25 protein-coding genes, 1 pseudogene and 1 riboswitch are annotated in these 26195 nt (G+C 32.4%); of the genes and pseudogenes, 15 read left to right on the forward strand and 11 right to left on the reverse strand.

Annotated elements, in window-relative coordinates; genetic code table 11:
- Positions 1–31: 31 nt before the first annotated feature.
- From qoxD to GVY01_RS02860, 5 genes are all read right to left on the reverse strand, one after another.
- On the reverse strand, positions 32–322 hold the full coding sequence (gene qoxD, locus GVY01_RS02840) for a cytochrome aa3 quinol oxidase subunit IV (protein WP_017637027.1): 291 nt from the start codon (positions 320–322) through the stop codon (positions 32–34).
- Entirely contained in the window at positions 319–924 is a 606-nt protein-coding gene (gene qoxC, locus GVY01_RS02845; protein ID WP_017637028.1) for a cytochrome aa3 quinol oxidase subunit III, read from the reverse strand. Before qoxC ends, qoxD begins: the two co-directional genes overlap by 4 nt.
- Positions 914–2902 (reverse strand): cytochrome aa3 quinol oxidase subunit I, encoded by a 1989-nt coding sequence (qoxB, locus tag GVY01_RS02850; protein WP_017637029.1) that lies wholly within the window; start codon positions 2900–2902, stop codon positions 914–916. The genes qoxC and qoxB overlap by 11 nt, the downstream gene beginning before the upstream one ends.
- Positions 2902–4020 carry a cytochrome aa3 quinol oxidase subunit II gene (gene qoxA, locus GVY01_RS02855; RefSeq protein WP_017637030.1) on the reverse strand — a complete coding sequence of 373 codons (1119 nt, stop codon included), beginning with the start codon at positions 4018–4020 and terminating at the stop codon, positions 2902–2904. The genes qoxB and qoxA overlap by 1 nt, the downstream gene beginning before the upstream one ends.
- A gap of 284 nt (positions 4021–4304) precedes the next feature.
- The gene (locus GVY01_RS02860; RefSeq protein WP_017637031.1) at positions 4305–4622 is read right to left on the reverse strand and encodes a DUF5011 domain-containing protein; all 318 of its coding nucleotides are present in this window, start codon (positions 4620–4622) and stop codon (positions 4305–4307) included.
- Positions 4623–4883: 261 nt separating this feature from the next.
- Between GVY01_RS02860 and GVY01_RS02865 the strand changes: the two genes are divergently transcribed.
- Positions 4884–6029, forward strand: a complete 1146-nt coding sequence (locus tag GVY01_RS02865) for a globin domain-containing protein (RefSeq protein WP_017637032.1) — start codon at positions 4884–4886, stop codon at positions 6027–6029.
- 79 nt (positions 6030–6108) lie between these two features.
- Here the strand turns inward: GVY01_RS02865 and folD are convergent, their stop codons facing one another.
- Positions 6109–6966, reverse strand: a complete 858-nt coding sequence (gene folD / locus GVY01_RS02870) for a bifunctional methylenetetrahydrofolate dehydrogenase/methenyltetrahydrofolate cyclohydrolase FolD (RefSeq protein ID WP_017637033.1) — start codon at positions 6964–6966, stop codon at positions 6109–6111.
- A 199-nt stretch (positions 6967–7165) separates the two neighbouring features.
- Here folD and purE point away from each other — a divergent pair, with 199 nt between their 5' ends.
- Genes purE through purD form a run of 11 tightly spaced genes read left to right on the forward strand, consistent with a single transcriptional unit; the run spans position 7166 to position 18396 of the window.
- On the forward strand, positions 7166–7648 hold the full coding sequence (gene purE / locus GVY01_RS02875; RefSeq protein ID WP_017637034.1) for a 5-(carboxyamino)imidazole ribonucleotide mutase: 483 nt from the start codon (positions 7166–7168) through the stop codon (positions 7646–7648).
- Positions 7635–8762, forward strand: coding sequence for a 5-(carboxyamino)imidazole ribonucleotide synthase (gene purK / locus GVY01_RS02880; RefSeq protein WP_017637035.1), 1128 nt, complete (start codon positions 7635–7637; stop codon positions 8760–8762). Before purE ends, purK begins: the two co-directional genes overlap by 14 nt.
- Positions 8762–9466 carry a phosphoribosylaminoimidazolesuccinocarboxamide synthase gene (gene purC, locus GVY01_RS02885; protein ID WP_017637036.1) on the forward strand — a complete coding sequence of 235 codons (705 nt, stop codon included), beginning with the start codon at positions 8762–8764 and terminating at the stop codon, positions 9464–9466. Before purK ends, purC begins: the two co-directional genes overlap by 1 nt.
- Positions 9466–9726, forward strand: coding sequence for a phosphoribosylformylglycinamidine synthase subunit PurS (gene purS, locus GVY01_RS02890; protein ID WP_017637037.1), 261 nt, complete (start codon positions 9466–9468; stop codon positions 9724–9726). The genes purC and purS overlap by 1 nt, the downstream gene beginning before the upstream one ends.
- A gap of 1 nt (position 9727) precedes the next feature.
- Positions 9728–10399, forward strand: a complete 672-nt coding sequence (purQ, locus tag GVY01_RS02895; RefSeq protein ID WP_017637038.1) for a phosphoribosylformylglycinamidine synthase I — start codon at positions 9728–9730, stop codon at positions 10397–10399.
- Complete coding sequence (gene purL / locus GVY01_RS02900; RefSeq protein WP_017637039.1) at positions 10392–12581, forward strand: phosphoribosylformylglycinamidine synthase subunit PurL; 2190 nt, start codon at positions 10392–10394, stop codon at positions 12579–12581. The genes purQ and purL overlap by 8 nt, the downstream gene beginning before the upstream one ends.
- Complete coding sequence (purF, locus tag GVY01_RS02905) at positions 12560–14044, forward strand: amidophosphoribosyltransferase (protein ID WP_017637040.1); 1485 nt, start codon at positions 12560–12562, stop codon at positions 14042–14044. Before purL ends, purF begins: the two co-directional genes overlap by 22 nt.
- Entirely contained in the window at positions 14037–15065 is a 1029-nt protein-coding gene (purM, locus tag GVY01_RS02910; protein ID WP_029055540.1) for a phosphoribosylformylglycinamidine cyclo-ligase, read from the forward strand. Before purF ends, purM begins: the two co-directional genes overlap by 8 nt.
- Positions 15066–15067: 2 nt before the next feature.
- Positions 15068–15634 (forward strand): phosphoribosylglycinamide formyltransferase, encoded by a 567-nt coding sequence (purN, locus tag GVY01_RS02915; protein WP_017637042.1) that lies wholly within the window; start codon positions 15068–15070, stop codon positions 15632–15634.
- Positions 15635–15651: 17 nt separating this feature from the next.
- Positions 15652–17130 (forward strand): bifunctional phosphoribosylaminoimidazolecarboxamide formyltransferase/IMP cyclohydrolase, encoded by a 1479-nt coding sequence (gene purH / locus GVY01_RS02920; protein ID WP_017637043.1) that lies wholly within the window; start codon positions 15652–15654, stop codon positions 17128–17130.
- Between the two features lie 27 nt (positions 17131–17157).
- Positions 17158–18396, forward strand: coding sequence for a phosphoribosylamine--glycine ligase (purD, locus tag GVY01_RS02925; RefSeq protein WP_017637044.1), 1239 nt, complete (start codon positions 17158–17160; stop codon positions 18394–18396).
- On the opposite strand, the pseudogene GVY01_RS12515 reads toward purD, so the two are convergent.
- The 5 genes and pseudogenes from GVY01_RS12515 to graF form a co-directional block, all read right to left on the reverse strand.
- Positions 18360–18721, reverse strand: a pseudogene (locus tag GVY01_RS12515) (hypothetical protein); the annotation flags it as partial. The gene purD and the pseudogene GVY01_RS12515 sit on opposite strands and share 37 nt — an antisense overlap.
- 476 nt (positions 18722–19197) lie before the next feature.
- Positions 19198–20004, reverse strand: coding sequence for an energy-coupling factor transporter transmembrane component T family protein (locus GVY01_RS02930; protein WP_159333636.1), 807 nt, complete (start codon positions 20002–20004; stop codon positions 19198–19200).
- The gene (locus GVY01_RS02935) at positions 19997–21400 is read right to left on the reverse strand and encodes an ABC transporter ATP-binding protein (protein WP_017637046.1); all 1404 of its coding nucleotides are present in this window, start codon (positions 21398–21400) and stop codon (positions 19997–19999) included. The genes GVY01_RS02930 and GVY01_RS02935 overlap by 8 nt, the downstream gene beginning before the upstream one ends.
- Positions 21401–21412: 12 nt before the next feature.
- The gene (locus GVY01_RS02940) at positions 21413–21988 is read right to left on the reverse strand and encodes an ECF transporter S component (protein ID WP_017637047.1); all 576 of its coding nucleotides are present in this window, start codon (positions 21986–21988) and stop codon (positions 21413–21415) included.
- An 87-nt stretch (positions 21989–22075) separates the two neighbouring features.
- A riboswitch (TPP riboswitch) is annotated at positions 22076–22177 on the reverse strand.
- 278 nt (positions 22178–22455) lie between these two features.
- Positions 22456–22590 carry a glycopeptide resistance-associated protein GraF gene (graF, locus tag GVY01_RS02945; RefSeq protein ID WP_017637048.1) on the reverse strand — a complete coding sequence of 45 codons (135 nt, stop codon included), beginning with the start codon at positions 22588–22590 and terminating at the stop codon, positions 22456–22458.
- A gap of 154 nt (positions 22591–22744) precedes the next feature.
- Here graF and auxA point away from each other — a divergent pair, with 154 nt between their 5' ends.
- The 3 genes from auxA to GVY01_RS02960 all read left to right on the forward strand — a co-directional run bounded on the left by auxA (position 22745) and on the right by GVY01_RS02960 (position 26086).
- Entirely contained in the window at positions 22745–24043 is a 1299-nt protein-coding gene (gene auxA, locus GVY01_RS02950) for a lipoteichoic acid stability factor AuxA (RefSeq protein ID WP_029055534.1), read from the forward strand.
- 270 nt (positions 24044–24313) lie between these two features.
- A complete protein-coding gene (locus tag GVY01_RS02955) occupies positions 24314–25486 on the forward strand; it encodes a class I SAM-dependent rRNA methyltransferase (protein ID WP_108000134.1) in 1173 nt (390 codons plus the stop codon).
- Positions 25487–25543: 57 nt separating this feature from the next.
- Entirely contained in the window at positions 25544–26086 is a 543-nt protein-coding gene (locus GVY01_RS02960) for a hypothetical protein (RefSeq protein ID WP_017637707.1), read from the forward strand.
- The last annotated feature ends 109 nt before the right edge of the window (positions 26087–26195 follow it).

A 26195-nucleotide genomic window follows, 5' to 3' on the forward strand; every position in this document is an offset into this window, starting at 1 on the left:
AGTAGGTCTAAAAGTATGAACTTTATACTTTTTATAAGTGGTGTGAGTGACCACCTTGCATAACCCAATAAGTACCGATAACAGTAATTAGAGTTATGATAATTGCAAAGATAACTTTAAACATTTGGACACGTCCATCTTTACCTTCAGTTAAATGCATGAACATTAATAATTGAAGTGCAGCTTGGATAAATGCGAATCCAAAAATAATTGTTACTTTAGCATGGAAACTCATTGATGTGTATAGTGTTACGAAAACTGCTAAAAGCGTCAATACGATAGAAGCAATAAATCCGACTGTATGTTTTACGATTGTATTCATCCGCTATACACCATCCCTATCATATATACGGCAGTGAAGATGAAGATCCAAACAACATCTAAGAAGTGCCAGTATAAACTTACTATAAATAATTTTGGAGCATTATATGAATCCAAACCACGAGTTCCAATTTGAATTAATAAGCAAATAATCCAAACAATACCAACTGAAACGTGACAACCGTGTGTTCCTAATAGAATAAAGAAACTAGACCAGAAGGAACCGATAGTAGGGTTGACACCTTCAGAAACATAATGTGCGAATTCGTAGATTTCAAATCCTACGAATACAAGCCCTAGTAGTACAGTAAGAATCATCCAAAACATCATTAAGTTTTGTTTTTCTTTACGCATGTAGTAGATTGCAATACCACATGTATATGAACTTAATAATAACGCGAATGTCATTATTAAAACTAAAGGTAATTCAAATAACTCTGTAGTCATCTTGCCAGCGTAATCGCCACCATGTTGCAAAGTTAATAACGTTGCGAATAGGGTACCGAATAACGCGAATTCGGCTGTAAGGAAAATCCAAAAGCCAAGTTTATTTAATTCGCCTTCATGCGTACGTGAATCAATTGTATTAGTATCATGACTCATGACTTACAGCCTCCCTTTCTTTAATACGTGCTTCTCTTAAACGTGCTTCAGTTTCAGCTACTTCAGAAGCAGGGATATGGTAACCATGGTCAATTTGGAAACTTCTCCAAATCATTGTACCGAAGATACCTGCTAAACAGATAGCGGCTGGAATGATTGTTTCAAAGATTAAGAAGAAACCACCGATTGTAAAGAATATTCCCATCCAGAAACCAACTGGTGTGTCGTTTGGCATGTGAATATCTTTGTAATTATGGTTGTCTAAATAATGTCGACCATGTTCCTTCATATCTACGAATGTGTCATAGTCATTCCAATCTGGAGTGATAGCAAAGTTGTATTTAGGTGGAATTGCTGATGCAGTAGTCCACTCTAAAGTACGACCAAGTCCATCCCAGTTATCGCCTGTAGCTTCACGTGGTGCTTTAATGTGACTGTAAACAATGCTTACCACTAAGAATAAGAAACCAATTGCCATTAATAAAGCACCGATAGTTGAGATAACATTTAATAAGAACCAACCATCAGAAGGCATATAAGTGTATAAACGACGTGGCATACCATCTAATCCAAGAATGAATTGTGGTAAGAAACAAACGTTAAATCCGATCATGAAGAACCAGAAGCACCATTTGTTTAACGTTTCGTTTAATTTGTAGCCCATCATTTTTGGATACCAGAATATTAAACCAGCTAAGCAGGCAAATACTACACCAGTAACCAATGTATAGTGGAAGTGAGCTACTAAGAAATAAGTGTTGTGATATTGATAGTCAGCTGATGCCATCGCAAGCATTACACCTGTAACCCCACCTAATAGGAAGTTAGGGATAAATGCTAATGAGAATAACATAGGTGACTCGAAAGTAATTCTACCTTTATACAATGTTAATAGCCAGTTGAATAGCTTAACTCCGGTTGGTACACCGATTAACATTGTAGAAATTGAGAAGAATGAGTTAATTAAAGCACCATTACCCATTGTGAAGAAATGGTGAACCCAAACTAAGAAACTTAAGAACGCGATACCAGCAGTTGCCCAGACCATGCTTTGATGTCCGAACAAGCGTTTACGCGCAAATGTTGGAATAATTTCAGAGTAAATACCAAATGCAGGTAAGATAACGATATATACTTCAGGGTGCCCCCATACCCAGAAGAAGTTAGCCCATAACATAGGCATACCGCCATCAGCTACTGTAAAGAACGCTGTTCCGAATATTCTATCGACTGTCATTAACGCTAAAGCCACTGTAAGAACAGGGAAGGCTAAGATAACGATTAATGTAGTGATGAATGTAGTTACAGTAAACATTGGCATTTGCATAAACTTCATTGTAGGTGTTTTACATCTTAAAATCGTTACAAAGAAGTTAATACCGGTCATTAACGTACCTAAACCGGAAATTTGGATAGCAACTAGATAGTAGTTGACACCTGGTCCAGGACTAAATTCACCAGCAAGTGGTGCATAGTTTGTCCAACCAGCAGCTGGAGATCCACCTACGATAAATGATAGGTTGAATAAAATCATACCAGCAAAGAATAGCCAGAAACTTACGTTGTTCATTACAGGGAAGGCAACATCACGTGCACCGATTTGTAATGGAACAACAATATTCCATAAACCAAAGATGAAAGGCATAGCCATGAAAATAATCATGATAACGCCGTGTGTACTAAATACTTCATTGTAGTGGTTAGATTCTAAGAATGTGTTATCTGGAACAGTTAATTGAGTACGAAGCATTAACGCATCAATACCACCACGGACGAACATTAATACGGCACAGATTAAATACATAACACCGATTTTTTTATGGTCTACGGATGTGAACCATTCTCTATAAAGATATTTCCATAATTTGAAATAAGTAATTACTGCGATAAGGCCGATAACTAAGAATGGTGCACCGATTTGTGCCATCGTAATCATCCAGTTACCTTTAACTAGTAATTGATCCCATGGAAAATTCATTAATGTCCACCTCCATGATCATCATTTTCTTTGTTTTTAGACGCATTACCGTCTTTAGCTTCTTTGGAAATTTTTTCCATTTCCTTAGAATTGTGTTTTTCTTTCTTCTTGAATTCATTGTCGTATTTTTCATTGTTGCCAAGAATCATTGGTGTCATACCGTGACGTTTATAGTTAGCATTTGAAATTGTAACCTTACGAGCTGGTTTGACTGGTTTATCTTTTACGTCTTTATAAAGATCTTTTTCATCAACGAAGTTAGGATCTTTTTGAACGTAATTGTAACGTTTGTATGCGTAGAAGATATACTCAGGATCAGCTGCAGGATCTACGAACGCCATATGCGTACCATTAAACGTTAATTCTTTGTTAGGTGTGCTTGGTAAGATTTGTTTATCAAATGTATCTTGATCTAACGTTTTCTTACTTTGAGCTTTTTTCACCCATTTGTTGAAATCACTTTGGCTTACAGAGTTTACATCAAATGTTTGACGTGAGAAACCTTCACCATTGAAGTTAGAGTTTCTACCTCTGAAAGTACCTGTTTGATCTGCTGTTAATGTCCAATTCATAGTCATACCAGTCATGGCATATTTCTGACCACCTAATTGTGGAATCCAGAAACTTGTCATAGTATCCATAGATTGTAACTTGAATACTACTGGACGATCTTTTGGAATTGTTAACGTATTAACAGTTTCGATGTGTTGATCTGGGTAGGCAAAGAACCATTTGTAACCAGCGCTTACTGCGTAAACCACAAGTGGGTCCTTGTCTTTCTCTGGTGGTTTTTCATAATCGTATAATGTTTTAACAGTTGGAATTGCTAAAGCAATAACGATAATGATAGGTACCACAAACCAAATTGTTTCAATTAAAGAATTGTGGTGCATCTTACCAGATTCATCATTCTTACTATAACTGTACTTAAAGATGAAGAATGCAAACATGGAAAGAACAACGACAACAATAACAAGCATGAAGATAATTGAATAGATGATCAAGAACTTCTGACTACTTGCTACTGGCCCTTTTGCATTAAAAACTTCAATGTTCGAACAACCACTAAGTAAAATTAGGGTTCCGACCATTAGAAGCAAAGACTTAAATTTTGACACTTTTTTTGACCTCCTAATACTACAAATGTAGGGCTTACCACTAATTTTAAGTTATTACACAATATTTACAAGTACCTAGAAGAAAAAAATTATTAATATAAGCCAAAAATTTTAAAAAGTTTGAGATATGACGGGGATTGTAAGATTTGTTAAAATTATGTGTACATTTTGTGAAAAAGGACAAATTTGTGAAAATACAATAAATAAAAGCGTTTTTAGTCTAAAAAAGCAATAATTCAGAAAAATAAAAAAAGTTGAGAAATAATCTCAACTTAAGTATCTTGTTATTTAACTTTGATATTTCTAACTGTTGTATTTTGTGCTCCATCTGAATCAGTAACTTTGTATTTAACTTTATATGTACCAGGTTTATTAGTATCAATATCGCCATCGACTTTAATTTTATGAGTTAAATCGCCATCTTCTTTGTCATAAGCACTAATTCCTTTTAATAAATTATAATCTTCGCCTTGTTCAATAATCATATCATTAACACCTCTAAGTTGAGGTTCAGAATTAGTTGTAGCTTCGGCATTTAAATTCGGTGTGACTATAGTAGCAGATACTCCGATAGCTGATAATGACTGTATTAGTTTGTTCATAAAGTAACCTCCGAATATTAGTCGACTATGATTTATTTATAATATACCTTAATTTTCAGAATAATACATCATACTATAGTCTTAATATACCTGATTGATTAATTATTTAAAACATATAATAAGAAAAAATTTAATTAAGCTTTTGTAAATTGAACGATATGTGAACATTTCTACATTATATTGCATATACAATTAACATAGGATTAGAATGAATATGCAAATTGAATTAATTTTAATTCTAGATTAGTGGGAGTGGAAATTATGTTAAGTGAAAGAGAAAAAGAAGTCGTCAAAGAAACGGTGCCTGTATTGCAGGATAAAGGTACAGAAATTACTTCGAAATTTTATGGTCGTATGTTAAATCAACATCCAGAATTAAGAAATATGTTTAACCAAACAAACCAAAAAACAGGATTACAATCTACTGCATTAGCTCAATCTGTATTAGCAGCAGCTGTAAATATAGATAATCTTGGAGCTATTTTACCTGTAGTTAAAGGAATTGCCTATAAACACTGTGGCTTACAAGTACCACCAGCTGGATATGATATTGTTGGTGAAAATTTGATCGAAGCAATTAAACAAGTTGTTGGTTTAGATGATGATCATGAAATTATCAAAACATGGAAAAAAGCATATCAAGAAATTGCAGATGTGTTTATTTCAGTTGAAAAAGATATTTATGCAGAAATGTTATGGGATGGATTCCAACCATTTAAAGTTGAAACAATTGAAGAAGTTTCTTCTGATATTAAAGCATTTACAGTATCTTCAAAAGACTATGATTTAAGCCAATTTGTACCTGGTCAATATATTACTGTTGATGTAGGTAGTGAAAAAATGCCATATAGAGCAAAAAGACACTATTCAATAGTTAAAGGTGACGAAAATTATTTAACATTTGCAGTTAAACGTGATGTAACTACTGAACATGAAGGTGAAGTTTCTACTATATTACATGACGAATTTAAAGAAGGCGACGACATCAATTTATCTGCACCAGTTGGTCCGTTCCACGTAGTTGAAAAAGACAATAAACAATTATTCTTAGGTTCAGGAATTGGTGTAACACCACTAGTATCTATGTTTAATGAAGTAGTTAATAATGATAGCACTACTCGTTTTGTACAAGTTACAAATGATATTAATGATGCGCCATTCTCTTCTGTACTAAAAACAATTGCTAATGGCAGTGACAATGCAACATATATGCTACATGATAAAACTAAAAATGGATATATTGGTAGCGAAGATTTAAAAGAATGGATCGATGAAAATACAGAAATATATGTATGTGGTGGTAAATCATTCATTCAATCAATTATTAAATCTATAAAAGAACTTGATATAGACACAAATAAAATTCACTATGAAACATTTATCCCTAAATTAAGTTTCCAAGTATAAAATATTAATAAAAACAAAACATTAAAAAAGCCGAAGAAACATTTTCTTCGGCTTTTATTTATATGTTAAAAGTCAAAACTTATTTAATACCACGGCGCATTTTTTCTGCTAATAAAGTGTTGTTTAATACCATAGTGATTGTTAATGGACCAACGCCTCCTGGAACTGGAGTAATAGCGCCAGCAACTTCTTTAACTTCTTCAAAATCGACATCGCCTTTTAATTTTCCATTTTCATCAGGTGTATTACCTACATCGATGATGACAGCACCTTCTTTAACCAAATCTTTTGTTACTAATTCAGGTTTGCCAACTGCACTTACGACAATATCTGCATCTTTAACAAAACTTGCCATATCTTTTGATCTAGAATGCAAAATAGTCACTGTAGCATTTTGTTGTAATAACAGTTTAGAAACAGGTTGACCAACGATATGACTTCTACCGATTACTACTGCATTTTTGCCTTCAATATCAATATCTGCATGTTTTAAAATTTCCATAATACCAAGTGGTGTACATGGTACAAATGTTTGTTCATCAATATATAACTTACCAATATTACTAGGGTGGAAACCGTCTACGTCTTTTTCAGGATTAATAGCTTCTAATACTTTTTGTTCACTTACCTGCTCTGGAAGAGGGACTTGAACAAGAATGCCACTGACAGAACCATCATTATTCAAACGTTCTAATTCAGATAACACGTCTTGTTCAGATGTATCTTCATCTAAATGAATAATTTCAGAAATCATACCAATCTTTTCAGCGGCTTTCTTTTTTGATTTCACATAGCTTAGGCTGGCACCGTCATTACCAACTATTATTACAGACAATTTTGGTGTATAACCTTTTGTTTTAAGCTCTTCCACTTGTTCTTTTAATCCTTGTCTATAATCTTTTGCGATTTGTTTACCATCTAATAGCTTTGCTACCACAATATCTCCTCCTAATAATTTAATAACTTAACTTTAACATTAATAATACGTCATTTAATAGCTAAAAGACGTAAATTTAATTAAAATTTTCAATCAAAGTTCGATTTTTGATTGAAAAAGCATATAATGATTGTTATGCTATATCTGTAATATACAACTTAAAGACAAATAAATCCAAAGTTTTGAAAGGGTGTACATTGTGAAAGTTGCAGTCATTATGGGTAGTTCTTCCGATTGGGAAATTATGAAAGAAAGTTGCAATATGCTTGAAGAATTTGGAATTCCGTATGAAAAAAAAGTAGTTTCAGCACATCGTACGCCACATTTAATGGTAGATTTTGCAAGTCATGCTGTTAATGACGGCTACGACTTAATTATTGCTGGTGCAGGTGGAGCAGCACACCTACCAGGTATGGTTGCTTCAATGACTACATTGCCAGTTATAGGCGTACCTATAGAATCGAAAAGTTTAAAGGGCTTAGATTCTTTACTATCAATTGTTCAAATGCCTGGTGGAATTCCAGTAGCGACAACAGCAATTGGTAAATCTGGCGCTAAAAACGCAGGTATATTAGCAGCGAGAATTCTCGGTATTAGTCATTCTTCAGTTCGTAAAAATTTGGAAAATTATGAAAAATCTCTCGTACAAAAAGTGGAGGAAATGCAAAATGAACTTCAATAAATTATCATTTGGCGCTACTATTGGCATCATCGGAGGCGGCCAACTAGGTAAAATGATGGCACAATCAGCACAAAAAATGGGATATAAAGTTATTGTTTTAGATCCTAATATTGATTGTCCATGTAGATATGTTGCCCATGAATTTATACATGCTGAGTATGATGACGAAAAAGCGTTACAACAACTTGGAGATAGTGCAGATGTCATCACTTATGAATTTGAGAACATATCAGCTAACCAACTTAAATCGCTAACAGATAAATATAATATTCCTCAAGGTTATCAAGCGATTGAATTACTTCAAGATAGATTAACTGAAAAGCAAACTTTGGAGCAAGCGGGCACACAAATTGTTCCTTATACCTCTATAAAAAATAAAGATGATTTATCAAATGCCGTATCAGAATTAGGTTATCCATTTATAGTTAAAACGCGTTTTGGTGGATATGATGGAAAAGGACAAGTATTGGTCAAGACAGAAGAAGATTTAGAAGAAGCAGAAACTATCATATCGAAACAAGAATGTGTAGCTGAGAAATTTCTGGAAATTGATAAAGAAGTTTCACTTACTGTTACAATCGGTAATCATCAACAAATCACTTATTTCCCACTACAAGAAAATGAACATAGAAATCAAATTTTATTTAAAACAATTGTTCCAGCAAGATCTGATAAAACTGAAAGTGCAAAGAGAGAAGTAGAGAAGATAACTAACGTAGTTCACTTTGTCGGCACTTTTACTGTTGAATTTTTCATTGATGAAAACAATCACTTATATGTTAATGAAATTGCACCTAGACCACATAATTCAGGACATTATTCTATTGAAGCATGTGATTATTCACAATTTGATACACATATATTAGCAGTAACTGGACAATCATTACCCCAGCAAATTGAAGTTTTAAAACCAGCAGTAATGATGAATTTATTAGGTAAAGATTTAGATTTATTAGAACATGAATTTGGAGAACATCCAGAATGGCATGTACATATATACGGTAAATCTGAACGTAAGCCAAATAGAAAAATGGGCCATATGACAATACTAACTAATGATATCGATGAAACTGAAAAAGATATGTTAAAGCGTTTTGAGGGGAGAGAAGGTTAATGTCATTACTATATGAAGGTAAAGCAAAACGAATTTATTCTACTGATAAACCTAATGAATTAAGAGTGGAATATAAAGACGAGGTCACTGCCGGTAATGGTGCTAAAAAAGATGCGATGCTAGGCAAAGGGAAATTAAACAATCAAATTACTTCTATTATATTTAATTATTTAAACGAAAATGGATTGAAAAGTCATTTTATAAAACAATTATCAGAAACAGAGCAACTTGTAGAATCAGTAAAAATTATTCCATTAGAAGTCGTAGTTAGAAATATAGCAGCAGGTTCAATTACTAAAAGATTAGGTTTTGAAAAAGGTTACGTTTTTGATGAGCCATTAGTCGAATTCTTCTATAAAAATGATGATTTAAATGATCCGCTTATCACTGAGGATCACATTAAATTAATGCATATTGCTAATAACGAACAAATCGACACTTTAAAATCAATGGCATTAGATATTAATACAATATTATCTAAATTAATGAATGAAATGGAATTAAGACTTGTTGATTTCAAGATTGAATTTGGCATTACAGAAACTGGAAATATTTTATTAGCTGATGAAATTTCTCCAGATACATGCAGAATATGGGACAAATATTCTGATACAAATTTTGACAAAGATGTATATCGAAATGACACTGGATCACTAATTGAAACGTATCAATCATTTTTAAATAAATTGGAGGATTTAAAATAATGAAAACTATTGAATTACACGTAACGTTACAACCACAGGTATTAGATACACAAGGACAAGCATTAAACAGAGCTGTTCATGATTTAGGTTATAACCAAGTGAATGATATTCGAGTAGGAAAGTTATTATATATGACTGTCGATGAAGCAACTGATGAGGCTGTAGATAACATTATTACAACATTAAGTGAAAAATTATTTGCTAATACAGTTATTGAAGAATATAGCTATAAAGTGATTGATGAAAAGGAGAATGCATAACATGAAATTTGCTGTTCTTGTATTTCCAGGGTCAAACTGTGATAGAGATATGTATAATGCTGCAATTAAATCAGGTGTTGAAGCGGAATATGTTGATTATAGAACTACCTCTTTAGAAGGGTTCGATGGTGTACTTATTCCTGGTGGATTCTCTTTTGGAGATTATTTAAGATCAGGTGCTATGGCAAGTGTAGCTCCAGTCATCAATGAAGTGAAAAGATTAGCAAATGAAGGTAAACCAGTACTCGGGGTATGTAATGGTTTCCAAATTCTAACTGAAATTGGTTTACTACCTGGTGCATTACTTCATAATGATTCACATTTGTTTGTTAGCAGAAATGAATCACTACGTGTAGTTAATAATCAAACACCCTTCACTAATTTATATAACGAAGACGAAATTGTTGTTTATCCGGTGGCACATGGAGAAGGACATTACTATTGTAATGAAGAAATTTATAAGGATTTAAGCCAAAATAATCAGATTATTTTGAAATATACTGATAATCCTAATGGGTCATATGATGATATAGCAGGGATAGTTAATAAAGCAGGAAATGTTTGTGGTATGATGCCTCATCCAGAAAGAGCAATGGAATTATTATTAGGTACTGATAGTGGCGTCAAATTATTTGAAGCAATGGTAAATAGTTGGAGGGAACAAAATGTCTAAATTTATCGAACCAAGTATTGAAGAGATTAAGTTAGAAAAGTTATACCAAGATATGGGATTAAGCGATAAAGAATATGATAAAGTTTGTGAGATTTTAGGTAGAGAACCTAATTTTACTGAGACAGGTATCTTTTCAGTTATGTGGAGTGAACATTGCTCATACAAACATTCGAAGCCATTTTTAAAACAATTCCCAACATCAGGTGAACATGTATTAATGGGACCGGGTGAAGGTGCAGGGGTTGTAGATATTGGTGACAAACAAGCAGTAGTATTTAAAGTTGAATCTCATAACCATCCATCTGCTATAGAGCCGTATCAAGGTGCAGCAACTGGCGTAGGTGGCATCATCAGAGACATTGTTTCCATTGGCGCTCGTCCAATTAATTTATTAAATAGTTTACGTTTTGGTGAATTATCAAATAAACAAAATCAAAGGTTACTTAAAGGTGTCGTTAGTGGTATTGGTGGTTACGGTAATTGTATTGGGATACCAACGACTGCCGGAGAAATTGAATTTGATGATCGCTATGATGGCAACCCGTTAGTTAATGCGATGTGTGTAGGTATTATCGATCATGACATGGTGCAAAAAGGGACAGCTAAAGGTGTAGGAAATTCTGTTATTTATGTAGGATTGAAAACAGGACGAGATGGTATACACGGTGCTACATTTGCGTCTGAAGAATTGACAGAAGAAAGTGAAAGTAAAAGACCATCTGTACAAATTGGCGATCCATTTGTTGGTAAAAAATTAATGGAAGCAACTTTAGAAGCTATCACTTTTGATGAATTAGTTGGTATACAAGATATGGGTGCAGCTGGATTAACTTCATCATCTTCAGAAATGGCTGCTAAAGGTGGAAGCGGTCTTCATTTAAAATTGGATCAAGTTCCCACAAGAGAACCAGGTATTTCTCCATATGAAATGATGCTATCTGAAACACAAGAAAGAATGTTACTAGTTGTAGAAAAAGGAACAGAACAAAAATTCCTAGATTTATTTGAAAAACATGAATTGGATAGTGCAATTATTGGAGAAGTAACTGACACTGATCGTTTTGTATTAACGTATGAAGATGAAGTATTTGCGGATATACCTGTTCAACCATTATCTGATGAAGCTCCTGTTTATGTACTTGAAGGTGAAGAAAAGGAATACAACACTTCTAAAAATGATTACAGTCAAATTGATGTTGAATCTACATTCAATCAATTATTAAATCATCCTACAATTGCTTCAAAAAAACATTTGTATGAACAATACGATCAACAAGTCGGTGCAAATACGATTGTTAAGCCAGGTTTACAAGCTTCAGTTGTTAGAGTAGAAGGAACGAATAAAGCCATTGCTTCAACAATTGACGGGGAAGCACGCTATGTATTCAATCAACCTTATGAAGGCGGGAAAATGGTGGTTGCTGAAGCGTATCGCAATTTAATTGCTGTCGGTGCGACGCCATTAGCTATGACAGATTGCTTGAATTATGGTTCACCAGAGAAAAAAGAAATTTATCAACAATTAATTGATTCTACTAAAGGTATGGCAGAAGCATGTGACGTATTAAATACACCAGTTGTATCAGGAAATGTTTCTCTTTATAACGAAACTAGAGGTACCTCTATATTCCCAACACCTGTAGTAGGTATGGTTGGTTTAATTGAAAATATTGATTACTTAACTGATTTTAAACCTCAAGCTGGAGATAAACTTTATTTAGTTGGAGAAACCCGTAATGATTTTGGTGGCAGTCAACTTGAAAAATTAATATATGGTTCAGTCAATCACGAATTTGAATCTATCGATTTAAGTAAAGAAGTTGAAAAAGGAGAAGCCATTAAAGAAGCCATTAGAAATGGAATTGCATCACATGTGCAAACAGTAGGTAAAGGTGGCCTATTAATTACATTAGCTAAAATGAGTGCTTATTATGATTTAGGACTTGAAGCTCATGTAAATGTATCTAATCCACAATTATTTAGTGAATCTCAAGGTAGATATATTGTAGCGGTTAAAGCAAATCAATCTTTAAATATTGATGGTGCTATTGAAATTGGTCAGTTAACACATACAAATCAATTTAACGTATCAAATGAACAAACTAAGATTACCAAAGAAGTAACGGATATTAAACATGTTTGGGAAGGAGCAATTCACCAATGTTTAACTACTCAGGATTAAATGAGGAATGTGGTGTCTTTGGCATATGGAATCATCCTGATGCAGCACAATTAACTTATATGGGGTTGCATAGTTTACAACATAGAGGACAAGAAGGAGCCGGTATTGTAGCTTCTAATCACGAAAAATTAGTTGGTGAAAGAGGTCTTGGCTTACTAACGGAAGCAATTAAAGATAATCAATTAGCTAGATTAAAAGACTATAATCACGCCATAGGTCACGTCAGATATGCAACTTCTGGAAATAAAGGCATTGAAAATATACAACCATTTTTATATCACTTTTATGATATGAGTGTTGCGATATGTCATAACGGTAATCTGATTAATGCTAAATCTTTAAGACAAAATTTAGAAAAACATGGTGCGATATTCCATTCTTCTTCTGATACAGAGGTAATCATGCATTTAATACGAAGAAGTAAAGCACCAACATTCGAAGAAGCACTTAAAGAAAGCTTACGTCAAATTAAGGGTGGATTCACTTTTGCTATCCTTACGAAAGATGGATTGTATGGGGCTGTTGATCCTAATGCAATTAGACCGTTAGTAGTTGGGAAAATGCAGGATAATACTTATATTATAGCTAGCGAAACATGTGCCATTGATGTACTTGGTGCTGAATTTGTTCAAGATATACATGCAGGAGAATACGTCATTATTAACGATGAAGGGGTTCATGTTAAATCTTATACACGACACACTAATACGGCTATTTCAGCTATGGAATATATTTATTTTGCAAGACCAGATTCTACTATTGCTGGAAAAAATGTTCATGCCGTTCGTAAAGCATCTGGTAAGCGTTTAGCACAAGAAAGTCCTGTAAAAGCAGATATGGTTATTGGTGTACCTAATTCTTCATTGTCAGCAGCTACTGGTTATGCAGAAGAAATTGGACTTCCATATGAAATGGGACTTGTAAAAAATCAATATGTTGCTCGTACATTTATACAACCTACCCAACAATTACGTGAGCAAGGTGTAAGAGTTAAATTATCTGCAGTTAAAGATATCGTAGATGGTCAAAATATTATATTAGTCGATGACTCAATCGTACGAGGTACTACATCTAAACGAATTGTCAAAATGTTAAAAGATTCAGGTGCAAATGAAGTCCATGTCAGAATTGCTTCTCCTGAATTCATGTTTCCAAGTTTTTATGGCATTGATGTGTCAACAACTGCTGAACTCATATCAGCTAGTAAATCACCTGAAGAAATTTGTGAGTATATTGGTGCTGATTCACTTGCTTATCTTAGCGTAGATGGATTAATTGAATCTATTGGTTTAGATTATGATGCACCATATCATGGCTTATGTGTAGAAAGTTTCACCGGAGATTATCCAGCAGGATTGTTTGATTATGAAGAAAATTATAAAAAGCATTTAAGTAAACGCCAAAAAGAATATATTACTAAAAATAAACATTATTTTGATAGTGAGGGAAATATAAATGTCTAAAGCATACGAACAATCAGGTGTTGATATTCACGCAGGTTATGAAGCGGTAGAAAGAATGTCTAGTCATGTTAAACGAACATTGCGTAAAGAAGTTATTGGAGGATTGGGTGGTTTCGGTGCAACATTTGATTTGTCCCAACTTAATATGAAAGCACCTGTACTCGTATCGGGTACAGATGGTGTTGGTACCAAATTAAAATTAGCAATCGACAACGACAAACATGACACTATTGGAATAGATGCAGTTGCAATGTGTGTCAATGATATCTTAACAACGGGTGCCGAACCACTATACTTCTTAGATTATATTGCAACACATAAAGTCGTGCCTGAAATTATTGAACAAATAGTAAAAGGTATCAGCGATGGATGTGAAGAAACCAATACAGCATTAATAGGTGGAGAAACAGCTGAAATGGGCGAAATGTATCACGAAGGTGAATATGATTTAGCCGGATTTGCTGTTGGTGCAGTTGAAAAAGAAGATTATATTGATGGATCAGCAGTCAAACCTGGACAAGTCATCATCGGGTTAGCTTCGAATGGTATACACTCAAATGGTTATAGTCTTGTTAGACAATTAATCAAAAAGTCAGGTATTAATTTAAACGATTCGTTTGGAGATAGTACCTATTTAGAAACGTTTTTAGCTCCTACTCAATTATATGTTAAACCGATTCTTGAATTGAAGAAACATGTCTCAATTAAAGCCATGAATCATATTACAGGTGGTGGATTCTATGAAAATATTCCACGATCATTACCTGAAGGACTTGCAGCGGACATAGATAGTCATGCTTTTCCAACGCCAGCTATTTTTGACTGGTTGCAAAAAGAAGGAAATATAAGTACAGATGAAATGTATAACATTTTTAACATGGGTATTGGCTACACTGTCATTGTGAATGAAAATGACAAAGAGCAGGCTTTAAAAGTGTTAAAAGAACAAAATATAGATGCGTATGAGATTGGTCGTATTATCAAAGATGACCGTAAACCAATTCACATTCAGGGGGTATAAATGTGATTAAAGTAGCGATTTTTGCTTCTGGTTCTGGTAGCAATTTTGAAAATATAGTACGACAAGTACAAAATGGAAATTTATCGCATATTGAAATTTCAGCACTATATACAGACCATAATGACGCATACTGCATCGATCGTGCGAAAGCATTAGGCATCAAAGTACATATCAATGAACCGAAAGACTTTGAATCTAAATCACAATATGAAAAACACTTACTGACATTATTATCTGAAGAAGGGGTTCAATGGATAATATTAGCAGGTTATATGAGATTAATAGGACAAGATATATTAAATGCGTTTCCACATAAAATTTTAAATATCCATCCTTCATTATTGCCGAAATTTAAGGGGATTGATGCAATAGGACAGGCATATCGTAGTGGAGATATTGTAACAGGATCTACAGTACATTATGTTGATAGCGGTATGGACACGGGAGAAATTATTGAACAAAGACAATGTGATATTAAAACGGACGATACTAAAGAAGACTTGGAAGAAAGAGTTAAACAATTAGAATACGAATTATATCCGAGCGTTATTGCAAAAATCATTCAATAGAGGAGTATTACAAAACAATGAAAAAAGCAATTTTAAGTGTTTCAAATAAAAGCGGTATTGTTGAATTTGCAAAATCATTACACTCTTTAGGCTATGAACTTTATTCAACAGGTGGTACAAAACAAATTTTAGAAGAAGCTCAAGTTGATGTGAAATCTGTTTCAGAACTCACACAATTTCCTGAAATCATGGATGGTCGTGTTAAAACATTGCATCCTGCAGTTCACGGAGGCATATTAGCTGATAGAGATAAACAAGAACATTTAGATCAATTAAAAGAGCAACATATTGATCTTATAGATTTAGTTGTTGTTAATCTTTATCCATTTCAAAAAACAGTTGAAAATCCTGATGTAACGGAAGATGATGCAATCGAAAATATAGATATTGGTGGTCCGACGATGTTAAGAGCTGCAGCTAAGAATTTCAAACATGTCACTACAATTGTTCATCCGTCAGACTATAATGAAGTGATTAATAGAATAAAAAACAACCAATTGGATGAAGCATACCGTAAATCACTAATGATTAAAGTATTTGAACATACGACTCAATATGATGAAGCAATTGTTAATTTCTTCAAAGATAATAAAGAAACATTACGTTACGGAGAAAATCCACAACAATCAGCTTATTTTGTAAGAACATCTAATGCTAAACATACTATTGCAGGTGCTAAACAATTACATGGTAAGCAATTAAGTTATAACAATATTAAAGATGCAGATGCAGCACTGTCATTAGTAAAGAAATTTGAAGAACCAGCTACAATAGCTGTTAAACATATGAATCCGTGTGGCGTCGGAATTGGAAAATCTATAGAATTTGCTTTTCAAAATGCATTTGATGCAGACAATCAATCGATATTCGGTGGTATTATTGCGCTAAATCGTGCAGTGACGGCAGAATTAGCTCAAACGTTACATTCAATCTTTTTAGAAGTAGTTATCGCACCAAAATTTACAGATGAAGCGCTAGAAATTTTGACTCAAAAGAAAAATATTCGATTATTAGAAATAGATACTACGATTGATAGTAGAGAAGAGGAATTTGTATCAGTATCTGGTGGATATTTAGTACAGGATAAAGATAATTACGAAGTTAGTCGTGAAGACATGAAGGTTGCAACTGAAGTTCAACCCACAGAAAAGCAGTGGAATGCAATGTTATTAGGTTGGAAAGTTGTAAGTGCTGTTAAAAGTAATGCTGTTATCTTAAGTAATGAAAAACAAACAGTAGGTATTGGTGCGGGCCAAATGAACCGAGTTGGATCAGCTAAAATTGCATTAGAAAGAGCAATAGAAATTAATGAGAATGTAGCTTTAGTATCTGACGGCTTTTTCCCGATGGACGATACAGTAGAATTAGCTGCTAAAAATGGCATTAAAGCAATTATTCAACCTGGTGGTTCAATTAAAGATCAAGAGTCGATAGATATGGCAAATAAATATGGAATTACAATGGTAATGACAGGTATGCGTCATTTTAAACACTAAAAGTTAAAACATGAAGGGAGTAAATTCATGAACGTACTCGTTATAGGTGCTGGTGGTCGTGAACATGTATTAGCAAATAAATTAAATCAATCTCCATTAGTTGATCAGGTGCATGTTATACCTGGTAATGAAGCTATGGTAAATGTTGCACAAATTCATACAGATATTAAGGAAAATGATAATGAAGGTATTTTAGAATTTGTAACTCAACATCAAATTGAATGGGTCGTGATTGGGCCTGAACAACCACTGATTGATGGTCTGCCTGATTTATTAAGAGAACATCAAATTAAAGTATTTGGGCCTAATAGTGATGCTGCTCAAATAGAAGGATCTAAGTCTTTTGCAAAGAGAATTATGGATAAATATCATATTCCAACAGCTCAATATAGAGAAATTGATAATAAAGACGAGGCATTAACATATGTTAATCATTGCGATTTACCAATTGTGATTAAAAAAGATGGTTTAGCAGCTGGTAAAGGGGTAGTTATAGCTACCAATCGAAATGATGCTAAAGAAGCTGTGAATCAAATGTTTAGTGAGGACTCTGGTACAGTAGTATTTGAGGAGTTCTTAGAAGGTGAAGAGTTCTCAGTCATGACCTTTGTTAATGGTAAAAGAGCTATACCTTTTGATTGTATTGCGCAAGATCATAAGCGTGCATATGATAATGACGAAGGACCTAATACGGGTGGTATGGGTGCATATTGTCCAGTACCACATATTAACCAAGATATACTAAAAAGAACGAATGATGAAATAGCTCAACCTATTGCTAATGCAATGGCTGAAGAAGGTTATCATTTCTTCGGTTTGTTATATATCGGAGCTATTCTTACCGAAGATGGACCAAAAGTCATTGAATTTAATGCAAGATTTGGCGATCCAGAAGCACAAGTATTATTAACACGTATGAAAAGTGATTTGATGGATCATATCATCGCTCTAGATAAAGGTGACGAGATTCATTTAGAATGGAAAGATGAATCTGTAGTTGGTGTGATGTTAGCCTCTAAAGGCTACCCAGGTCATTATGAAAAAGGGCATAAAGTAAGTGGATTCGAATTGAATCAGAACTATTATGTAAGTGGCTTGAAAAAAGAAAATAATCAATACGTTAATTCAGGAGGTCGTGTCATATTAGCTATAGGACAAGGAGACAATTTAGCTAAAGCACAACAAGAAGCCTATAAAAATGTTGAAAAAATTAATAGTGATAATTTATTCTATAGAAACGATATTGGTAATAAAGCACTAAAGTAATGACACCGTACTCTGATTAACAGTTTATAAAATGCAAAAAAGGTCCGGGACATAAAGTTCTTGGACAAATGAAAAAAGGTAATTTCTATTGAAATAATATAGAAATTACCTTTTTCATTGTTATTTTGATTATTTTCAGCTCGTTGAGCTACTACATTAATCCAAAAAATGGTTCTACATCTATTTTCCTTTGACTATAGATTACTTTCGTTATAGTCCCAATTTTGAGTATTAAACATGTAACTTTTATATTTTTAGCTTTACCTTTAATAAACATGCCATAAGTTATCAATGATGTTTGATTAAATTCATCTATGATTACCAATTAATTAGACTCATGTGTGGGAATAATAATTGAAGTTCCCATTGGTAATGTAAGTTGAGTCTTGTTTTAGTCTTTATACAGAAGACTCTTCGTTAATTAAGTTTAGTTGTGTTTACTAAATTATACGAAAGAGTTTTTTTGAGTATATTAGCGTAAAATTACATATAAATACGTAGTATTTATGGCAAGACTTCTGAGGGAACAGTACAAGTTGAAGACCTTAGAAATTCCCACAGATTTATCTGTGTAGAATTTCTGGCTGAAACTGTACCATCGGAAGGGACCCAACACAGAGAAACTGATTAAATCAGTTTCTACAAGCAAAGCAAGTTGGGCATAGCGTAGCCATACAATACGAAGTATTGGATATAAAGAAAGCACTAAGATGATTAAAATAGATCACCTTAGTGCTATTATTTTGGGAGTTATTTCCCAGCCTAGTTACTTTTTTATGTGAATTGAATGGATAAAATAAATTATTCTAATTTACCTATACGAACATCATGAATGCCTGTGATAGGAAATGTAGTAGATAAATAATAAGATAGCCCAATAATGACTAATAAACTCAATATAAATATAAGATCTTTATATGAGAAAGGTGCTCTATAGTAATATGTTCTAGGTCCATCTTTAAATCCTTTAGATTCCATTGCAACAGATAATTGATGGGCACGTCTAATATTCTGACTTAATAATGGAATAATTAAATGTTTTAATCGTTTAAATCCTCGATAATTTGATTTATCGATAATTTGGTATCTCATTTTTAAAGAACGTCTTAATTGAATTAATGAACTAATAATTAATGGAATCATTCTTATTGCAGCCATAAATGCATATGCTACTTTAGGTTTGACTTTTAAATGTTGCATTAAACTATAAAAAATCATAACAACTTGTGAAGTTAATACAATTAGAATACCAAACATAGATACTGTAATCGTACGAAGTGATAAATGAATACCGCGAACAATACTTTCTGTACTAATTTGAATAATTCCAAATTTGAACAATATGTGATTTCCATCACCGTATAAAATCATAAATAATGATGATAGTAAGGCAAAGAATGTAGTTACTAATATAAAAGTACCAGTTATTTTAAATTCAGTTCCATTAAATATAATTAAAAAAATGAACATAAGTGTTACGATATATATCATGAAATCAAAGTTATGAATAAAAATAATAAAGAAAAATAACAGAACACCTAATATAAGTTTGGTAATAATATTAACATCATCTACGAAGGTATGTCGGATTTTCCAGTGTTCAAACATGTTGTTCACCTTCAATCTCTGTTAATTGCTTATTATTAATCGCCCATCTCCTAGTTGGATAGCGCTTAATGATTTCAGGGTCGTGCGTTACCATAATAATGCTTTGTCCTTTAGAAACTCTTTCTTGAAATAGTTCGATTAATTGGAAAGTATTATGGCTATCTAATCCAAACGTAGGCTCATCAAGTAAGATGATGTCTGCATCAGAACTTAACGCTGTTGCAACGCTTAATCGACGTTTTTGTCCCATTGAAATTTCATAAGGGTGTTGATTTTTTACATTAGTTAAATTAAGCAATTCTAATAGTTGTAATGTTTTCTCATCTGCATGAGTTGAATCTAAATGATTATAATGAATAAAAATTTCTTCATATACTGAATTAGTAATAAATTGTAGTTCTGGATTTTGATATACAAGATACATATGTTGGGATGCATCTTTGATTTTACGTAATTCTTGATTTTGGTATGTCATTATACCTTTGTATTTAATTAACTGTAATATTGACTCTAATAAAGACGTTTTACCAGTACCATTTTTTCCAGTAATTGTAATCCATTCCCCAGAATTTATTGATAATTGGTCTACTTTAAATAAAGTTTTCTTACTACGAAGTATTTCTCCATCATTAAATTTAAATAATTGTTGTTGTGTAGATGGCGTTATTTTTTTCGGTTCTGGGGCATAATTCCATGCTTTAGGGTGCCATACTCCATATTCACTTAGCAGATGTTCAAAATGTTGTAAAATATGTTCTGGACTATCATCAGCGATAATTTGACCTTCATAGTTCATCAATAGGACTCTATCTACATGTTGCCAAATATGTTCTACTTTATGTTCTACAATCAGAACCGTTTGATCTTGCCATAGGTCTATTAGTCGCTGCCATAAATCTTCTGTAGCTTCTACATCTAACATAGCAGTAGGTTCATCTAAAAATAGGGTATCAGCTTGTTGCAAAATTGTTTCTACAATAGCTAGTTTTTGTTTCATGCCGCCACTTAGATGATTAATTTGTGTTGTTTCATTTACATTTAAGTTTACTGAGTTTAATGCATTTTCAATAGCTTCATCCATATCTTTTCTAGGAAGTTGTCTATTCTCTAATACAAAAGCTAATTCTTCATAAACTTTAGGCATACAAAATTGTGTATCTGGATCTTGAAAAATAACGCCATTATGGTCATTGATTTCTAAAGTGTCATATTTCATAGGTAATTCAATTAATTTTGGTACGATGCCACTTAATACATGGAGTAGTGTACTTTTACCAGAACCAGAAGGGCCGAGCAATAATACTTTTTCTTTGTCTTTAATTTCTAAATTAAGATCATCGAATATTTTTCGGTGACCATTTGGGTACTTCAAACGTAAATTTGTAACTTTTAGCACTTTAAAATCCCCTTATAATGAATCGTAGTCATCTTTAGATGCGGGTCTAAATAATTTAGTTACACCAGTTTGATCCAATGCTTTTACTAATAAGTAAGAAAGTAAACCAGATATAATGATGCCACTAAGTGCACGAAAAACAATAAATAAAATTAAATTCCATCCGGCAACTTCGTTTAAATATCCGTAATAGTAATCGACAGGGAATGAAATAAGTGCTGTAACCAATCCAGCTAAAATAGCAACCATAACTGAACGAGATTGATATTTAAAGATAGCGAATACAATTTCGCATGCTAAACCTTGTAAAAGTGCATATACGATTGTCGGAATATCAAATTTCCCCATAACAATTGTTTCACCAGCACCAGCTGCAAATTCAGCGAGTAAGGCGATACCTGGTTTAGGTATAATTAAATAACAAACTACTGCAGCCATAAACCAAACGCCATACGTTAATTGTTCAAGATGTAAGCCAGCAACTTGAGCAACATTGTAAAACAACCACCATAAATTATAAATGATTGCAAAAATAACAGAGATAAGCACTGTCACTAGTATCTCAGAAAGTTTTAAACCTTTTGACATAAAAAACATCCTCCTAAAAAAACGCACAACCTTCTCTAGGAAAGTTGTGCGCAAAACATAAGAATATGTCTAAACATACGTTTATATCTTCTGTTAGTTACACTTTCCTACGCTAGTATCTAGCTAGATCAGGTTCAAAGGGTTTGAGGGTTAACCTCATCTCAGTTCAAAACACCCCTAGTGCGTTCATTAATTTAATTTGTCTTTAATGTAAGTTTTTTCGTGAAGAATGTCAAGGCGGTATAGAATATAAAAGTATAAATTGATGTTAATTTAATATACTTATAGACAACAAATACAATTCATGGAAAAAGAAGATTTTAGAACAATAATTTTAAAAGAAAGGGTATCTCAAATTAATTTATCAAAATACAAATAAGCTATGTAAATAGTATTACCTATCTACATAGCTTTATTCTTAAATTCATTACAAGTGCCTATCTGTATAATTAAAATTTAGTCAACTATTAGTTTAATGCATCGTCGATATCTTTTTTAGTTTGCTCAATATCATCAGATTTATTTTCTTTTTGCTCTTTTAATTTTTCTTCTGCTTCTTTTGCTTTTTCAGCTGATTTTTTATTTAATTCTTCGTTACTCATAATAAATCCACCCCTAATTGTGTTTTATTTGTTTACATACTACTTTTACCCAGTTATGCTAATATTAAACTTTTCTAGGTCTATAGATGTATTTAGTGATTTATTAAAGACAAGAAGAAGTTCTTCATATATAATAACTTTTGAGGTGAATAGTATGTCTTTTCTTAAGAAACACACCGAGATTATATTTAGTTATATTATCGGTATCGTTTCACTTTTCACAGGACTCATTATATTAATCAATTTACCACTTATTAAACAATTAAATGGTGATAAGAAGGTAAATACTCATGTACATAATATATGGGAATTCCTGAATGCATTTTTCGCTGAAATCATAAAAGTGATGAGTAGATTTATAGGGAGCTTCCCAATAATAAGTGCCATTATCATTATTTTATTTGGTATCTTAGTTATGTTACTCGGTCATACATTATTTAGAACAATTAAGTATGACTATGATATTTCTATTTTCTTCTTAGTTATAGGGATTATGTATTTCCTAATAACTTTAATTCTAATGATGCAAGTATATGGTTTCTTCGGTATCGTATTTATTATTCCATTCATCATTCATATCGGTTATATCGTTTATAAAGATGAATTAAATAGTAATAATCGAAAAAGTCACTATATGTGGATAATCGTATCTTATGGTATCAGTTATCTAATTACACAAATTGCACTGCATGGTCGTATTGACTCAAATGAAATTGAATCTATTGATATTTTAAGTGTGAATACATTCTTTATCATCATGTGGTTATTAGGACAAATGTCTATTTGGAACTTCTTATTCTTAAGACGAGCTTTACCGCTAACGAAACAAGAATTAGGGGAAGAAGAACCAGAATTATCAAGAACAAGTAAAGGTAACGTTTCAAATCAAACTAAAGTTCACTTAAAACAACTTCAAGATAAGACAACAGAATATGCACGTAATACTAGAAGAAGTGTCGATTTAGAAAAAATTAGAACTAAAAGAGATAAGTTTAAAGAAAAAGTTAAAAATATTGTTGATATCCAGGAAGATGATATTCCAAATTGGATGAGAAAACCTAAATGGATAAAACCAATGTATGTTGAAATATTCTGCGGTGTAGTTATTTTCTTCTTTACATTTTTAGAATTCAACAACAGAAATGCCTTATTCTTATCAGGTGAGTGGGAATTATCTCAAACACAATATGTGATTGAATGGGTAACATTGTTACTGCTGTTATTTATTATCATTGTATATATTGCGACAACATTAACTTATTTCTTAAGAGGTAAATTCTATTATCTTCAATTATTTATGGGAAGCATTTTATTCTTCAAATTATTAACCGAATTTATGAATATTATGGTTCATGGATTATTATTATCAGTGTTTATTACACCGACGCTATTACTAATGTTAATTGCAATCATAATTGCATACTCATTGCAATTAAGAGATAAACCAAAATAATACAATTGAAGTTATGCATGAAATAGATATGTATCGTTAACAATAATAATACGTATTTTTGAGCGGGTTACAGTTCCTTCTTATTAAAGATTGAATTGTGATACCGCTCTTTTTTTGTTAGAAAATAGGAGTAAGATGAAAAATTTGTTAAAATAGCGATTGAATTAAAATATTTACTTGTTAGCTTATAAAAATTAAAGTATAAGGCTTAATTGTGAATTTAAATTAATTTCCCGTAGAAATATATTAAAAGAGAGGTAAGTTAAGTATATGAAAATAGCAACTTTAAATAGAGGAAAAGAAACAAAATACCATAATCAATATCCACTAATAGACGAAGATGATATTTATGCACATGATCACCTGAAAGAGGGGGATTTATTCAAATTAGTAGATGGTAGGGAGCAATATATCGCAACCGCTTATGTAGGTCGACAACATAAAGGTTTAGGATGGGTGTTAAGTTATAATCCTTCTGAAGATATTAATACTGCTTTTTTCAAAAGACTATTCGAAAAGGCATTGACTGAAAGAGAATATTATTACCATATTGATGGAACAAATGCTTTTAGATTATTTAATGCTGAAGGCGATGGTGTCGGAGGATTAACAATTGATAATTATGATGGGAACTTGTTAATTCAATGGTATTCAAAAGGAATTTATAAGTACCGTTACTATATTTTAGAAGCAATAAAATCAACATTTGAGTATCAATCTATTTACGAAAAAATGCGTTTCAAAGATACAGAGTATACTGGTGGATTTGTTGAAGGAGAACGTCAGACATTCCCAATTGTTATAGAGGAAAATTTCACATTTTATAATGTTGACTTAGAAGATGGATTAATGACTGGTATATTCCTAGATCAAAAAGAAGTAAGGAAAAAATTACGCGACCAATTTTCTGAGGGACGTCATATTTTAAACGTGTTTAGTTATACTGGCGCATTTTCTGTGGTAGCTGCACAAAATGCTTTATCAACAACAAGTGTAGATTTAGCTAATCGTTCAAGAGGATTAACAGAGGAAAACTTTGGACTAAATGCGATTGACCCTAAATCTGAATATATTTATGTTATGGATACATTTGATTTTTACAATTATGCCAAAAGACATGGTCATCAATATGACACAATCGTTATAGATCCACCAAGTTTTGCACGTAACAAGAAAAAAACATTTTCTGTTCAAAAAGATTACGATAAATTAATTGACGGTGCTTTAGACATCTTATCTGAAAAGGGAACATTATTGTTATGTACGAATTCTAGTGTATTTTCACTTAAAGCATTTAAAAATGTAATTAAAACCACGTTAGATAATGCTGAAGTTGAATATGAAATTAAAGAAGTTATGGGATTACCTAAAGACTTTAAAACACATCCTCACTACAAACCTTCAAAATATTTAAAAGCGATTTTCGTAAATATTGAGCATTAATTATTTGTAAACTGGGTATATAGTCTTATTGAATATGATTCTGGGAAGGTGAATTAGATGAGTATTAGAAATAAAATGACTAATAAAGTTACTAATACTGTTGGTAACAGAGTTTTAAATATTGAAGAAATTAAAGAAAAAAGTAATTTACCAGTAACTCAAAGTGAATTACAAGATAGACGAGAATCAGCAGAAAACCTCGTTAAGAAGAAATCTATATTATCATCTGGTATGAGTATTGTACCTATTCCAGGTTTAGATTTTGGTGTTGATATCAAATTAATGAGAGATATCATAAGTGATGTTAACAAAATCTATGGATTAGATCATAAACAAGTTAATTCATTAAGTGATGATGTTAGAGAACGTATTATGTCAGCGGCAGCTATCCAAGGTAGTCAATTCATTGGTAAAAAATTGACAAATGCTTTGATGAAAGTAGTTATCAGAGATGTTGCTAAAAGAACAGCTGCTAAACAAACGAAATGGTTCCCATTTGTTGGACAAGCAGTTTCAGCATCAATTAGTTATTATTTCATGAAAAAATTAGGCCAGGATCACATTGAAAAATGTGAAAAAGTCGTCAAAGATTTACTTTAAAGACTATAAATTGTTATAATTTTGTAGAAATATACTGAAACCGGTTTTAAAGAAATTGAATTTAACTATTGGTTTTGGTAAAGTTAAAGTATAAAAAATTATGTTAGAT

Origin of the sequence: Staphylococcus sp. 8AQ (genome assembly GCF_902506595.1) — a bacterium.
In the GTDB taxonomy this organism is placed as follows: Bacteria; Bacillota; Bacilli; order Staphylococcales; family Staphylococcaceae; genus Staphylococcus; species Staphylococcus pasteuri.